12 protein-coding genes are annotated in these 15,756 nt (G+C 39.2%); 1 reads left to right on the top strand and 11 read right to left on the bottom strand.

Features of this window, described 5'->3' with window-relative positions; all coding sequences use genetic code 11:
• Nucleotides 1-52 precede the first annotated feature (52 nt).
• From QZ574_RS13620 to QZ574_RS13610, 3 genes are all read right to left on the bottom strand, one after another.
• Nucleotides 53-1,321 carry an L-rhamnose isomerase gene (locus QZ574_RS13620; RefSeq protein WP_297090408.1) on the bottom strand — a complete coding sequence of 423 codons (1,269 nt, stop codon included), beginning with the start codon at nucleotides 1,319-1,321 and terminating at the stop codon, nucleotides 53-55.
• A 118-nt stretch (nucleotides 1,322-1,439) separates the two neighbouring features.
• Entirely contained in the window at nucleotides 1,440-1,754 is a 315-nt protein-coding gene (rhaM, locus tag QZ574_RS13615; protein WP_297090406.1) for an L-rhamnose mutarotase, read from the bottom strand.
• Nucleotides 1,755-1,779: 25 nt separating this feature from the next.
• Nucleotides 1,780-2,886, bottom strand: coding sequence for an L-rhamnose/proton symporter RhaT (locus QZ574_RS13610; protein WP_297090404.1), 1,107 nt, complete (start codon nucleotides 2,884-2,886; stop codon nucleotides 1,780-1,782).
• A gap of 113 nt (nucleotides 2,887-2,999) precedes the next feature.
• Between QZ574_RS13610 and QZ574_RS13605 the strand changes: the two genes are divergently transcribed.
• Nucleotides 3,000-3,872, top strand: coding sequence for an AraC family transcriptional regulator (locus tag QZ574_RS13605; RefSeq protein ID WP_297090402.1), 873 nt, complete (start codon nucleotides 3,000-3,002; stop codon nucleotides 3,870-3,872).
• A gap of 255 nt (nucleotides 3,873-4,127) precedes the next feature.
• Here QZ574_RS13605 and QZ574_RS13600 read toward each other — a convergent pair whose 3' ends face one another.
• The 8 genes from QZ574_RS13600 to QZ574_RS13565 form a co-directional block, all read right to left on the bottom strand.
• On the bottom strand, nucleotides 4,128-4,592 hold the full coding sequence (locus QZ574_RS13600) for a helix-turn-helix domain-containing protein (protein WP_297090400.1): 465 nt from the start codon (nucleotides 4,590-4,592) through the stop codon (nucleotides 4,128-4,130).
• Entirely contained in the window at nucleotides 4,582-4,893 is a 312-nt protein-coding gene (locus tag QZ574_RS13595) for a type II toxin-antitoxin system HigB family toxin (RefSeq protein WP_297090398.1), read from the bottom strand. The genes QZ574_RS13600 and QZ574_RS13595 overlap by 11 nt, the downstream gene beginning before the upstream one ends.
• Nucleotides 4,894-6,254: 1,361 nt before the next feature.
• On the bottom strand, nucleotides 6,255-7,826 hold the full coding sequence (locus QZ574_RS13590; RefSeq protein WP_297090396.1) for an arylsulfatase: 1,572 nt from the start codon (nucleotides 7,824-7,826) through the stop codon (nucleotides 6,255-6,257).
• A 50-nt stretch (nucleotides 7,827-7,876) separates the two neighbouring features.
• Nucleotides 7,877-9,094 (bottom strand): glycoside hydrolase family 27 protein, encoded by a 1,218-nt coding sequence (locus QZ574_RS13585; protein WP_297090394.1) that lies wholly within the window; start codon nucleotides 9,092-9,094, stop codon nucleotides 7,877-7,879.
• A 2-nt stretch (nucleotides 9,095-9,096) separates the two neighbouring features.
• A complete protein-coding gene (locus QZ574_RS13580) occupies nucleotides 9,097-11,436 on the bottom strand; it encodes a glycoside hydrolase family 2 TIM barrel-domain containing protein (protein ID WP_297090392.1) in 2,340 nt (779 codons plus the stop codon).
• Nucleotides 11,437-11,488: 52 nt separating this feature from the next.
• Nucleotides 11,489-12,838, bottom strand: a complete 1,350-nt coding sequence (locus QZ574_RS13575; protein WP_297090390.1) for a sulfatase — start codon at nucleotides 12,836-12,838, stop codon at nucleotides 11,489-11,491.
• Nucleotides 12,839-12,894: 56 nt separating this feature from the next.
• Nucleotides 12,895-14,475 carry a sulfatase-like hydrolase/transferase gene (locus QZ574_RS13570; protein WP_297090389.1) on the bottom strand — a complete coding sequence of 527 codons (1,581 nt, stop codon included), beginning with the start codon at nucleotides 14,473-14,475 and terminating at the stop codon, nucleotides 12,895-12,897.
• 11 nt (nucleotides 14,476-14,486) lie between these two features.
• Nucleotides 14,487-15,749: an MFS transporter gene (locus QZ574_RS13565; protein ID WP_297090387.1), complete on the bottom strand. Its 1,263-nt coding sequence runs from the start codon at nucleotides 15,747-15,749 to the stop codon at nucleotides 14,487-14,489.
• Between the last annotated feature and the right edge of the window lie 7 nt (nucleotides 15,750-15,756).

The following is a 15,756-nucleotide window of genomic DNA, read 5'->3' as shown; positions in this document are numbered from 1 at the left end:
AACACTAACGCATTAACACCAACAAGAGAGGCCTGATCAAACTATATTTTTTTTACTGAGCTCTTTTTGAAAGAACCTCGGTTTCGTATTTCTGAATTTCGGCAATGTAATCCATACCGGTTGCAACACCTTCCTGTAAACAGTAGTAATCCCAAACTGCGGCAAACGGCATTGTTTTCAGTTCTTCGAGCATGGCCAGACGTTCGAAGTTTTTACCGGCTTCTTCCAAAGCAACCATATCTTTTGTAGGCTCAAGAGCTGCAATTAAGAAAGCTTTCATGGCCGCACGCGTACCCGTTACGTAGGCTCCAATGCGGTTAATTGAGGCATCAAAAAAGTCTAAACCAATTTTAACCCGACTAAGGAAATCGTTACGCATAATTTCGGAGGCAATCAACTGCACATCTTCATTTAATGTTACCACGTGGTCTGAGTCCCAGCGAATTGGGCGTGTGACGTGTAACAATACTTCGTCGATAAACTGAAGACAGGAAGAAATTTTATCGCCAACCTGCTCGGTTGGGTGGAAGTGTCCATTGTCTAAACAAATCATTTTGTTGCGGCTAATGGCATATCCAAGGTAGAAATCGTGCGAACCAACCGTCATCGATTCTGCGCCAATTCCAAATAATTTACTTTCAACAGCATCTTTCATGTGTTCGGTAGGGTAGTCAACGTCCATAGCCTCATCCAACGATTTTTTCAAGATTGCCCTCAATCCGTTACGGTCAATCGGCACGTCTTTCGAGCCATCCGGAATCCAGGTATTGTGTACACAAGGCGTACCCAATTGTTTACCCATTTCAGCAGAAATGGCACGACAACGTTTCAGGTGTTCTACCCAAAATTTACGGTTTTCTTCGTTTTTGCTTGAAAGTGTAAATCCATCGGCAGCGCGGTCGTGCGAGAAACACGAGGCGTTAAAATCCATTCCAATACCCTGGGTTTTACACCAGTCAATCCAGCTTTGGAAGTGTTTTACTTCAATTTGGTCGCGATCTACTTTTTCGCCCTTAAAATCGCCATAAATAGCATGAAGGTTTAAGCGCTGTGTACCCGGTAAAAGCGAAAGTACTTTTTCAAGGTCGGTACGCATTTCGGCAATCGAACGTGCTTTGCCGGGGTAGTTACCTGTAGTTTGAATACCACCACCCGAAAGCTCGGCATCAGGCGTCTCAAAACCACCTACATCATCGGTTTGCCAACAGTGCAACGAAATGTTTACATCTTTCATTTTTGCAATTGCAGCATCGGTGTCAACGCCAATTGCGGCGTATTGTTCTTTGGCTATTTCGTACGCCTTTTTAATTAATTCACTCATTTTTATAATTTTATAATTGTTGTTTTTTGATTGATTATCTGATGCTGGATCACAGATACCAGTTTCTGGAATTGCTTATTCATATTTAATAACATCCTAATTCTACAACATTCTATCTCTACTCCATATAAAATACTTCTTCCAACGGCACTGAGACCGGCGAATTATCAGGATTGGCTTTCATCACATCTTTCATAAAAGCCCACCATTTTTGCACAATTTCGGTTTGTCCTAAATCTTGCGAACCTCCTTCGCCACTCACCTTTTGAAAAGCAAAGAGAATGTTGGTTTCTTCGTCTAAAAAGATGGAATATTCGCTTACTCCGGCATCTTTTAGAAGCTGTTTAAGCTCGGGCCAAATTTCATCGTGGCGTTTTTTATATTCTGCTTTTTGCCCTTCGTTGAGGTACATTTTAAATGCTAATCGTTGCATGCCTTTTCAATTATTGATAAAGTTGTTAAAGCGTATTCACAAAATCACTTTTGGCAATACCCATAATTATTACCGACAGCAAAATCAAACCAATTCCCCAGTAAATAGTAGCTTTTGTTTTATTAGAAACACCTGACCATTCTTTACGCCAGAATCCCCAAAAGTTTGCAGTAAGAATAATGGTTGACATATGCAGAATCCACGAACTCGCTCCATTGCCAATTTTGGTTTCTCCCATTCCGTAGAAAAAGAATTGTAAAAACCAGGTAGTTCCGGCCAGTGCACAGAAAAGGTAATTCTTTAAAAGTGGAGTTTTGGCATCAACAAAATCACGCCCTGTTTTATTTTTAAGGATTAAGGCAACCGACCAAATTAGGTTGGTGGTTAATCCTCCCCACAGAATTACCAGGAATATGATGTTGTTTTCGAACAAATATTTGCCATCGCTAACAAAAGCGAAATTATTAGTAACCGCAATTTCGCGCACTGCCTCGCCCATTTCTTTTCCTGCATCAATTCCGAAGCTAAAGAATGCACTTAAAACTCCGGAGATTACGGCAATTACTAAACCTTTTGTTAGTTTAAACTCAGTATTTACGCCTTCTTTTACATCCGCTAACTCTTTGTCTTTCATCAGTCCTGCCTTGCCACAAAGCACAATTCCCACCATCAGTACCAAAATACCAAACAAGATTATTCGCCCACTGGTAGTTGCCAGCATATCGGTAAATGAATCTCCTACAGGTAAAACTTCGCCCAAATTGCCAATATTACGTAAAATGGGCAGCCCCAGAGACCCCACCAACGATGTAATTCCGAGCAAAACAGAATTCCCCAGCGACATTCCAAGATATCGAATTCCAAGGCCGTAGGTTAAACCACCAATTCCCCACATTAACCCAAGAAAGTAGGTTAAACGTACGGTTGACGAATCGGTTTCTGATAAAATATCCTGCCATCCCGGAGAGGTTAACACAGTTGCGATGTATGGCATAATCAGCCACGAGAATAACCCTCCTACTATCCAATATATTTCCCAGCGCCACTTTCGTACCAAATTATAAGGCATGTACCAACTTCCTGATGATGCACCGCCTAAGGAGTGAAAAAGAATTCCAAGAATTGCATTCATAATGCTAGTTTTTAAGTTTTATTGATTTAAAATTAGACTTCAAAAGTATTTGTAAAACAAGAGCTAAACAATAGCTGTTTTGGCAGTTTTTTTATATATATTGGCACTAATTTATGAAAGACTACTTTAAATACCTCACAACCGCCGATGAGGATATTGACTGGGGCTTATACCTGAATGTTGCAGGCACTTCAGGCATTGCCCCCAAAACACTGTACCCTCCGCAGGAACACCCTTCAGAATACTTTTTCAGCTGGGAAACAGGCCGTATATTACAAGAATACCAATTAAATTACATTACTAAAGGCACTGGTATATACGAAAATAAACACGGCAAATTCCAGGTAAAACCCGGAAGTATTATGCTTATATTTCCGAATGAGTGGCACCGCTACCGGCCAATTAGAACCAGCGGCTGGACCGAAAACTATGTTGGTTTTAATGGGCGGATCGCTAACGAATTATTAAAACATAAAATCTTTAATCCGAAACAACCGGTTATCAATTGTGGCATAAAAGAAGAAATAATTGACACCTATTTAAAGATTTATGATTTGGTGGAAAAAGAACGCCCCGGATTTCAACAGGTGGCTTCCGGAATGGTGGTAAAATTGTTCGGTTATATTGTTTCGTTTGAAAAACGAAAAGAGTTTTCAGGAAAACCCATTGCCAAAGTAATTGAACAGGTAAGGTTTTTAATGCGCCAAAACATTGAAACCGAATACAACATGGAAGAGCTGGCGCGCGTACACCATGTTGGGTACTCGTATTTTCGCAAAATGTTTAAGAAATATACCGGAGTTTCGCCGGCGCAATACCACCTTCAGTTGCGCATTATCCGGGCAAAAGAGCTTCTGGTTTCTACCGATAAAAACATTTCAGAAATTGGTATCCAACTGGGTTTCCAGAATGTTTATCACTTTAGCATGCTTTTTAAAAAGAAAACAGGAATGAGTCCTTCGGAATTTCGAAAAAGGTTGAATTAAAGCCAAGCCAATGGCTATTTTGGGCAATTGCAGCAGCACATTAGTTTCTTTTACAAAACTACGAATGGATAGAAAACAAAAAAGCTCCGAATTTCTTCGAAGCTTTTTGCGGTGTGACTCAGCTGGGGGCAGAATCCCCTCCGTACTGAGCTGATTGCCAACATTTTAAAAACACATAAATCTTTAGGTCTCCTATGGGTCTCTCTCCGAATATTCGTTACAATCTCATTTTATATTTCACACTAATATTTAAAATTAAACCACCGCCGCTCTTCCTGAGCTCAAATATTCCTTAATGGAAGATATATGAAGAAGCTTTTCCTTCTTATCATCATCCAACTTAATTTCTTTATTCCCACTCATTAAAGATTCCAATGGAATACCCAGGTATCTGTTTAATAAGGTTATCATCTTCAGGGTTAGATTTCGTTTACCATTTAATACTTCAGAAACTCTTGTTTTCCCTCCAAAAAGTGGAGCCACATCCACTTGTTTCAAGTTCATTTGTTCCATTCTGAACTTAATAGCTTCTATAGGCGATGGAGCGTCCATCTGATGATTTTCATGCTCGTATTTCTCAACCAATAATGAAAGCAACTCCAATTCTTCACCTTCCGGGCTGTTTGGTTCAACTGCATCCTCAGAAGCATTAATAAGTGAATAAATTCTTTCACATGCTTTATTATATTCTTCCTCTGTTTTTAGTATTTTAGTTTTCATAACTTACTGTTTTTGCATTAATTTTGTCATATTCTTTATGTGTGCCAAACCACACAATAAAAACAATCTTGAGTTTATATTCAATATCCACAATCAACCTATAATCATTTCCTTTTATATTAAACACAACCCGCTTTGAACTTATAATGCTGGCGTTCCTATATTTCGCCTTTAGCTCACTTGCATTATCCCAAACAGAAAATTTAACCTCGTAAATCCATGCCTTTAATGATTCCTCCGCATTTTTGTACTTACTTGATTTGCAATAATCCGCCAGAGTTCTTTCTTTGATAATTCTCATTATTGCAAAGATGCAAAAAAGTTACCACATATGGTAACTTTCGGTTATCTCTTTTTCTAAAACCCTATTTTGATTTTTTATTACTCAAATCATTTTTAGTTTTTTCTATTGAACCAAAATTAATAAGAGCTGCAAGGACACAACCTAATATACTGTATTAATGACACATACAAACCTGGAGGAAATTAAAAACTGGAAGTACCATTAGCAGTAGAATCAGAATCTCATGGAAAGCGAAGTTGATTTACTTTTCTTCTTTTTGGAAACTGCATAATAGATGTAGGATTGGAATCCTGATGATTCAAAATATAATCAACATCTTTCTGAGCCCAACCGGAAGCCATTACGAATTATTTCTTTTGTGAGTAATTATCATATCCTGAGAATAAATTAGTTGGATATTATCTCATGTGTCTGTTTTCTTATATTAGATAATAAGTTTTAACTGAAAAGACCTTAATTCGAAGAATTAATCAAGCTTTTAATCGCCAGATTAAAAGTCCCTGCCGGACAGGCACAGGCGATTTTTGTGAAACAAAATCACATCTTGCCAACCCCTCCCCCACCAGCTAAAGCATTGCCTTGGTATTAAGAATATAAGAACAGGCTCTATTGATTCTGTTTTGTAAAATAAAATATCCTCAAAAGAGAAGAAAAAAAGAAAAGAAAGTAACAGACTTGCCATCCGGGATTAAATACAAGGCTGCCCTGAAAACTCATAGTTCTTAAATTCAGCTTTTAATTTATAATATCAGGGCATTTACTTTGGCCTTGTATTTAAATCTGGTAGGATTATGGGTAGGATGGCTAACTTTGGCTTTCTTTTTTTGTTTTCCACCTTTCAAATTTATATAACTACAATAACACTCAAGGCGTGCAGGCGAAAGGGAAGTACAGTCCTGCCGTGAAACAAAGGGGCTGTTCTTTCCTTGTGATGCCTAAGGCTTTTCACATGTAAAGACAAAACAACACCGGTTCCATGGAGTATAAACGAATGTAGGTGAATTGAAGACGACGAATGTGATATGCCGTGGCATAGGGAAATCTAATAAACTTTTAATAGCTCTTTTTTTCGTGTATAGAAAGATTCACTTCGTTATTTACCATCGCATTTCCTGTATTGGTTCCTGTCGCACTTCCGGTATCAAATCTGATACAGGAAACTTCCTTGCTGATATAACTATTTACCATCACGAAAAATTATAAATCCTCCGTATAACTATCCTATTAAATTACTTGTATAACTAATTGTTACAAGCACAAAGTCTTGTAACCAGTTTTTTCATAGAGATCCTAATTTAGTTAGGTGAGAAAACATCCCTGCTGAACCAGGGGTGTTTCTTTTTATTCTGGCATATATTCTATTTTAACTCCAGCTGTTCAACCTCAGAATTAAACTCCCCCACAATTGACTCATATTGATCAAGCATTACTTCTAGCTGTTCGGAATTTATTTTTGCTAAATTATTCTGCTGCCCCAAATCCTCATCCAGATTATAAAGTTGAAAATCAGAAGAATTTCCTAATTCAACATTTACTTTTTCTGCAACTGCCGGTCCATTGTAAGGCGGAATCATCAACCAATTATCTTTGCGCAATGCGGTTCGTGAAGATGCCTCTAAAACGAGGTCTTCCCTACCTTTATCCGATGTTCCCATCAGCACTTCTAACAATTCCTGGCTGTCTGTTGAATCGACTTCGGCATTCGTTAGTTTAGCTACTGATGCCAGAATATCCAACTGGCTAATCAACGCATCAGATCGTTTAGGTTCAATCTGTCCTTCCCAGTATGCAATAAACGGGACTCGTGCACCGGCTTCAAACAAACTATACTTTCCTCCTCTCAATCCTCCATTCTGATCATGATTGCCAATTCGATCAACAGCATCGTCGTAATAACCATCATTCAGTACCGCGCCATTGTCGCTCGAAAAGATAATTAGTGTATTTTCCAGAATACCTTCTTCTTCCAACGTTTTCATAAATTCACCAATACACCAATCGGCCTCCACAATCACGTCGCCTCGTGGCCCAAGATCGGTACTGCCTACAAATCGTGGATTTGGTGTACGTGGAACATGAGGTTGCTGCAAGGCATAGTACAAAAAGAATGGTTCGTTCTTGTGCTCTTTTACAAAGGTCTGTGCTTTTCCCAGGAAATGGTCTGCCATATCCACATCACTCCATTTTGCCTTATCTCCACCTTTCATAAAACCAATTCGTGGAATACCATTTACTATTGAATTGTTATGTCCGTGATGCCATTTCATAGTCAGCAGTTCAGGATTATCTTTCCCTGTTGGTTCTCCTTCAAAATTATTTTCGTAATCAATCTCGATCGGATCATTGGGATCAAGTCCTTCCACTAATCCATTTTCAAGATACACCGTTGGAACCCTGTCCTGTGTGGCTGCCATGATATACGAATAATCGAATCCCACTTCATTAGGCCCCGGCGAAACATGTTGATTCCAGTCTACCTGACCAGTTCCAAGCCCGAGATGCCATTTGCCAACAACTCCTGTGTGATACCCTCTATTTTTTAGCATTTTCGGAATGGTGATTTGTGCTGTATCGATGATCAATGGTGCTGTACCCGGTAATATTTTAGCATCCTTGTTTCGCCAAGGATAAACACCTGTTAGTAGTGCGTACCGACTCGGTGTACAGGTCGAAGATGAAGCGTGTCCATCGGTAAACATGACACCTCCATTTGCCAGACGATCAATATTCGGTGTTTGAATTTCAGTAGCACCGTAGGCACTAACATCGCCATATCCCAGATCATCCAGGTAAATAATAACAACATTTGGTAACATATTTAGGCTTTCGATGTTCTCTGGTTGCTTTGTTTGACAACCTGCAAGAACACCTAAAAACAACACAAAACAAATAAAGATTAAACTTCCTACTGCTACTTTTAAATCATTCATTATTGGGTAGATTTTTTTTTAGTATCAATGTAATGCTCACACAAGAGGTATTAGATCTCAGACTCGATTAAAAGAAATTTTCCTGAATGAACACCTACCTCACAAGAAACAGCGTTTGAAACTTTTCCCAGTTCTTTATCTTCATAAACATCTAACATTTTATATTTTCCTGTTAACCCAAGATCTATTAATGAAATTTCAACTTTTTTAGTTTTTTTAGCGTCCCGGTTAAGGAGTAAAACTGCCATGTTGCCATCACTCAGTTTTTTAGCCCAGACCTCAGTTTTGCCATCCACTTTAATCCGTTTACCCTGTTCCGATGGATCTTGATTTATCGATATTGCCAATTCGTTTGTAATAATCTCTTTTTCTTCCGGAGTCATGTTTCTTGGATCGTTTCCTAGAAAAAGTGGCGAAGACATTATACACCATAAAGCAAAATGTGATTTTTGTTCTTCCAACGTTAGTCCGGGATTCCCGATTACCATCATATCAGGATCGTTCCAATAACCATCTCCGGCGTACTCAGCTACCTCATCATTAACCTCTGCTACTTCCATTACACTTAAAAAATTCTTTTCATTTTCAGCATAGTCAAAGTGGGCACCTTTATTTGCCTTAGCACCAATATCAAATGTGGTACGAGCCATCTGGCATACTTCAGGATACCAATCGCGGTATTTATAGGCACTGATATTCAGAACAACATCCCTTTCAGATTTATCAAGAATATTCCGCCATTTTTCATACGTCTCTTTTACAAGTTCCTCATCCCATTCAGGCTTGTATATACATTTATCGAGCTTAATAAAATCAAGTCCCCAATCAATAAATTGCTGAATTTGGATTTCTTCGTTCCCAAATCCGCCGACCTGGTCACCGGCACAATCATGTGTTCCGGGAACCGTGTGTAAGCCAAATTTTAATCCAAGCGAATGCGCATAATCGGCCAGTGGTTTAATACCATTTGGAAATTTAACCGGGTGTGCCAGTAATTCACCTCTTGGGCCTAACTTGGTATCACGCCAACCGCCATCAATTACAAAATACTCGTAACCTGCATCCAGTAAACCTTCTGCAACCATGGCGTCCATACATTCTTTTATCACCTGCTCGTTTATATTCTTCTTTCCAAACCAATTCCAGCTGTTCCAGCCCATTGGCGGTGTGGGTGCTAAATTTTTATTGGTTTGAGATAATCCATTAAGACTTAAAACAAGGATGGATAAAATGATTACGTATGATTTCTTATAGTTCATATTCTTCATAATTACTGGTTTTGTACATTTAAAGCAATATTCACATTGGAGAGCCCGCTTGCTGATGCAATTACAGTTACTTCCCCGGTTTGATCACCAATTTGAATTAAAGCTGTGGCAATACCGGCTTCGGCCTTTATTGGATCTGAATTCACAATCGTAGCCTCTCCTTCTATTTTTAAATCAATAAGTTCTGAATAACCTGGAATCACAGTTCCGTTTACATCAACAGCTGCTATATAGACAAATAACACATCATTACAACCTGACACAGGAGCTTTACCGCTTTCGTCGATCCAAAGTTTTAAAGCAGTGGCTTTTTGAGGCGTTTTTACAATACCTTCAGTTGCCTTCTCACCCTTTATAAAGCCGATTGCTTTTAACTCTCCGGCTTCAAACTTCTCAATATTGAATGTGAATGGAGGGTGTGCCAGATTATTAGATATTTTATTCTGGTCCGGCTTTTGACGTCCCAACGATCTTCCGTTTAAGAAAAGTTCAATTTCATCGCAATTACTATACACACTAACGCCAAGCGGCGATTCTTCTGTCCAATAAGTTGCCAGTTGGCAAACAATACCATCTTCAGGAGCACGCTGGCTTTGGTAGAAATAATAAGCAAACTTTGGTAATCGGTATATATCCATTAAGCCTGACAATTCCAGGTCATCGTGATACCCCCGATTGTAATCATACATTACCCAATAGCTGTCGGAATAGGCTGGTGTATTTAAATTATCGTTGTGTGCTTCCTGAACATTTGTTGCCTGCTGCAATAAACGGGCTTCGCCAAAACCACGTGCCTGACGGCTACTGGTCTCGTAACGTGTTTGTTTATCGAAATGATGCTGATTTAATCCGGCATTGCTTGAATAATATTCCCAGTCTCCGTATTCCGAGACTGAATATGGTTTAGGATAGTCGTGAGGCGGATGTAAAAGGCGGTGCTGACGTGCCTGCAAATAAATATCGTATACCTCAGGTTTCCATCCACAGGTATAAGCATCAGGTCTTGGATCTTCGGCATGTGCTCTTTTATGAATTTCCTCCATAAAAAAAAGCGGCATTTGTGTTTCATTTAACGAAACTTCCCAGGCTAATACCGACGGATGATTACGATCACGACGGATTAACTGTTCTGCTGAACGATAACAATAGTTTCTGAAATCGTCACTGTCGTTATAATATTGCCAGCCCGAAATAGCATCGATTACCACCAGTCCCAGCTCATCGCAGGCATCCATAAATGCAGAAGAATGAGGGTAGTGCGACAAACGGATGTAGTCAAATCCTCCATCCTTTATCTTTTTGGCATCACGATATTGTGCATTATCGGATAAAGCATAACCAATAAATGGATATTCCTGGTGGCGGTTAACTCCACGCAAAAATGTTTTCTTCCCATTTATATACAACTGGTTTTCTTTAAACTTAAAACTCCGAATACCGAAACGAGTTAGTTCACTATCAACTTCTTCCCCATCGGCAATAACCAAAGTTTTCAGATGATACAGAGCCGGAGAATCTGGCGACCACAAGGCTGCGTCATTCACCTCCAGATTAGTTTTAAAATCAAAATCACTCCCAGGTTCAATTTTAACTTCCTTTGATACAACTTCAGCAACCTGCTCTTCTTTAAACAGAATAGTTTGCTGAACCTTTACCGATTTTACCTGAATACTTTCATTGAGTATGTGTGTTTTTACATGAACGTCAGATTGCTTATTTTCGACCGTGGGTGTTGTAATAAAAATACCTCCACCGGCAACTTTTTCAGCCAAATTGGGATGTGTAATATGAACCTTGTTTTTAGTAATAAGCCACGCATTACGGTATAATCCTCCATAGGTATTGTAGTCAAGAATTCTTAGTGGTTTTGGGCCCGTTATTGGGTTGTCGGTGTTATCTAAACGAACTGCAATCAAATTTTCTTCTCCAGGATGCATATACTCCGAAATATCCATTACAACAGGCAGGTACCCCCCCATGTGCTCTGTTACCAATTTTCCGTTTATACAAAATCCGGAAGTGTTCATGGCAGCCTCAAATTCGAGAAATACCTTCTTATCTTTATATGAAGCAGGTAGTTTAAAAACCTTCCGATACCAACACACTCCCTGCCACTGGTCGTTTACAACAAGCGGTTCGATATGTGCTGAATGCGGTAAACTTACACTACTCCATTCTGTGGCATCAAATGAAATTTCGGAATAAATTTTATCCACCTCATTCTCATCAAGCAACTTAAACTTCCAATCTTGATTAAAATTTTGCTTATCTGACGTTTGTGCAAAAAGAAAAAATGAGGACAGTACCAGTAAAATGCTTATATAGAAACTCTTTTGATTCATTTAAACTACATTTAAATGTATTGCCAGAAAACGACGGGCAATCTCTAATCTTTTAATTTTTTTGCTCAACTATTGGAGGAACCGCTTCGACTTCCCAATTTTTTAGCCGCTCCTCCAGTTCTTTCGCAATGCCTGGCTTATTGTAAATCAAATTACTTACCTCGCCCATGTCTTTCGTAACATTATAGAGCTGCGATGGTCCTGTATGATATTTAATCAATTTCCACTCGCCGGAGATGATAGCAGCATATTGATTTTCATACGACCGAAAAAAGAACAGGTCGCGTTCCGGAAATTCTTCACCTCTTACCAAAGGCATCAAACTCTTACCCTGTATCTGATTATCTGTACACTCATTACCTGAGGCAATCTCAACCAGTGTTGGATACACATCGATGGTTTGAATTGGAGTGTCGCATTTTTCTCCTGCTTTGGTTACCCCAGGATAATACATGATAAAAGGCACACGTGCACCGCCTTCACCCAGGGTATTGCCACCATTCTTTTTTCCACGTAATGGGAAATTGGTAAAATATCCGCCCTGATCGGAAGTAAACAAAATCACTGTATTTTCAGCGATTCCTTTTTGTTCAAGCGCTTTTCGCACTCTTCCCACCGACTCATCCATGGCGCTTACCATTGCTCCGTACTGGGCATAACGTTCTTCCCATCCCAAATCCCGATAATGCTGAATTAAATCCTTTCGTCCGATATGTGGTCCGTGAACATTGTAATACCACAACGATAAGGTAAAAGGTTGATCTTTGTCGTATTTTTTTATAAAATCCTCTGCCTTATTGGTCAAAATATCTGTTAGATATTCTCCATCTTCAGCTTCATCTTTTAAAGGATTTGGATTGTTTAGAAAAGGATAGTAATAATTTTTTGGATGCCCAAAATTACTGGTACCGTATTGCTCATCAAATCCCTGGTGAATCGGATGATAGGGCTCGTGTCCCAAATGCCATTTACCAATAAACATATTGTAATAACCCAATTCTTTTAAGCGTTCGGCATAAGTTATTTCATCAAGCGGTAGCCAGTTTATTGAATTGCGATTTACCGGATCATTCGGCCAATAGTTGTATTTCTCTGTATTTCGCCCTTCTTCATCCTCATGTGTAATATGCCGTGGCATTTCCATTCGGATAGATTCTTTACCGGTTAAAATGGATGCACGACTGGGGCTGCAGGTTGGTGTGCAAATATAAGCCCGTGTAAAATCCACTCCTTCCTTACATAGTTTGTCAATATTGGGTGTGTAAAATTCGTTGTTGCGATAACCCAAATCGGCCCATCCATAATCGTCAACAAATATGATCACAATATTAGGTTTTTCCTTTGCTTTGCTTATTCCAATAAACAGTGACAAACAAACAGTAAGAAACAGATACTTTTTCATCTCGATATTTTTAAACTAAGGCGTTATGATTTATGTGCAAATTCTTCAATGCTGTTTTATTGAGCCAGATCTGAATCATAATCGCTTGGATTTACCCATTTTGCATCAACTTTTTCACCAGACATAAAACGGTTGTAATAATTCCGAACTACTCCGGAGTATTCATAGTTTTCAAAAATATCTCCATTGCCCAAAATTCTGGGATCCTCCTGTTCTTTTAATCTTTCAATCATTTCTTGCTCCAGGTTTTGTTTCATATCTGCAAGGTTTTCATCAGAGGCAAGATTCTTCATACAAAACGGATCATCTTTGACATTGTACAACTCTTCGGAAACACGTTTCCCGAAATTGAGCTGCCAGTATTCCAATAGTCCCTTATCCCTTCGTGTATTAAGGATATATGATTTTGTGGGGCTTCCATCACAGTTTAAATAACCTGTTTCAGGATTACCGGCTGGCCAGCGCTCGGGTTTGAAATTACGGATGTATAGGTAATCACCTCGAATGATTCCTCTTATTGGATAACCTTCATCGTTAGGACGACCAACATCGTGGCGTTCTTTACCGATCACTACAAAATCACGTTCCGGATTAATTTGTCCTTCTTTTTCAGAATAAAATAAATCGGTAAGACTTTTTCCTGTTACCGGCTGCATGCCGCTCTCTTCAGCCGTTACTCCTGCTAATTCGAGATAAGTTGGAACAAAATCAATAAAATTTACAAAATCGTCAATTACACGTCCGGGATTTTTTATGCCCTTGGGCCAACTTATCGCTAAAGGCAAATGGTTGGAGTACTCGTATTCCTGTCCTTTAATACGCGGGAAAGGCATTCCGTTGTCGGCAGTTACAATTACGATAGTATTGTTTAATTCGCCAATGTCCTCCAACTTTTGCAACATTTTTTGCAGATGAGCATCGAAATATTCGATTTCAAAAGCATAATCGAGCATGTCTGCCCGCACGGTATCAACATCAGGCCAAAAAACAGGGACTTCATCTATATCATCTGTACTCTTATTACCTTTTTCTATGCCTGATCTGAACTCATAAAGCCTGTGAGGTTCATAACAACCATACCAAAAGCAAAAAGGTTGGTCTTTCGGACGTGCGTCCAGAAATGCCCCGAAGTTGGCCGCATAATCATTGTCTGAGATACCAATAGTGGGAGGTGTGGTTTTTAGTAGGTCGAACTTAATACCGGCCAGTTCACGTTTTTTCCCATTAATTTCACCGGGATTTCCAGGAGACCAGCCTTTGCCTACACTACCTACAAAATATCCATTTTCGCCCAGTGCTTCTGCATAAGTTTTAAATTTTGCAGGAAAATATGGTGAGTGGTTACAAGCTTCCTCCAACTGCCAGCTGTTGCGTCCAGTAAGTATGCACGAACGAGACGGAGCACATTTTGCATTTGGAGTATAAGCCCTGGTAAATAATATTCCATTTTCGGCTACCTGATCGAAACCGGGTGTTTTTACCCAATCGCAACCGTACGCACCAAAATGTGCCCAGGAGGCATCATCAGCAATGGCAAATAAGATATTTGGTCGTCGATCTTCTTCTTTTACCTTCTCACAAGAAACTACAAAAAGACAAATAATAATTCCGACGATATAAGTAACAGAAAACTTCATATAACTTGATTTTAGCTCTTCTGGAATGTCTCTCTCAGCAACAATGCACAGATTATTGCCACAACAAAAGCAATGGGCATTACCCATATAGAAACCTGAAATGCATTTTGGAGCTGCTCAATTGATGCGTCTGCACCACCTCCAAATAAGGCTACCAACTGACCAAATAAAGGTTGACCAATTGCTGCAATTCCCATTAGTACCACTGCAGAAAGTCCATTGGCAGTTCCTAATACTTTATCCTCATTTGATTCTGCAATTACAGCATATCCAATACTTTGAGCAGCCGTAATTAAACCAAGCAATAAAAACAAAACATAGAAGAATGCGGCATTTGATAGAGGTGGGAAAATAATAAGAAGCATAATTATTAACGATAGAACACCTCCTCCAATCATTGCCTTTTTGCGTGATTTTAGTTTATCCGAAATTAAACCACTTAATGGAGAGCCAATAATTGTTCCAATAAAAATCATACCGATAATTCCGGTATATGTAGATTCCGAAAATTCAGGATTTACAATCTTAAGATAAGTAGTTCCCCACATTGCACCAAGCAATAAAACGGCAAGATTTAGCAATCCAATAAAAAGACCGGCCAGCCAGTTTTGTTTATTTTTTGCAGCCAACTTTAAGCCATCCATGAGAGAAATTTCAGCTTTAGTTTCTCCTTTGTCTTTATATCCTTGTGGAAAATCTTTCAGAAAAAGCAATGCAGCAGCCAGAATAATAAAACCTAAACCACCATTGATCAACATCGCTGTTTTTCCGCCAAATGAGGTAATTAAGCTCAACATCGGAGCACCTGAAACCCATCCGCCAAATACAGCGAATGCAACAAGCAAACCGGAAACCAAAGCCAAGTGTTTAGATGCAAACCATCTTGGAGCCATACGAAAAGGAGCCATAAAAGCGATACAGTGTGCCACCCCCATTATAAATCGTAAAACAGAGGCGATAAGAAGATTTGAAGTAAACGCCAATGCGAATACACATATCACATCCAGCAGGATCATTGCAATAATGATTTTTCGTACCGAAAATTTATCAAGTAATAAGCCGGCAGGAATCAGGAAAATTACTGTTCCGTATAAAAATGTTCCGGCAAAATTTCCAAAACCAGCAGTATCGTTTATCGACAATAACTGCATAAAAAACGCTTTCATAGCTTCTGTGCTAAACAGCGTCATTTGAATAAAGCTGTAAAAAAAGAATGCTCCGGCAGTAAAAATTACCAGTGCCGAACGCGACGATTTAGCTGAATGATTAGTCATTGTTTAG

The sequence above is a fragment of the uncultured Draconibacterium sp. genome (assembly GCF_913063105.1).
GTDB lineage: Bacteria > Bacteroidota > Bacteroidia > Bacteroidales > Prolixibacteraceae > Draconibacterium.
This window is presented reverse-complemented; position numbering and strand designations above follow the sequence as displayed.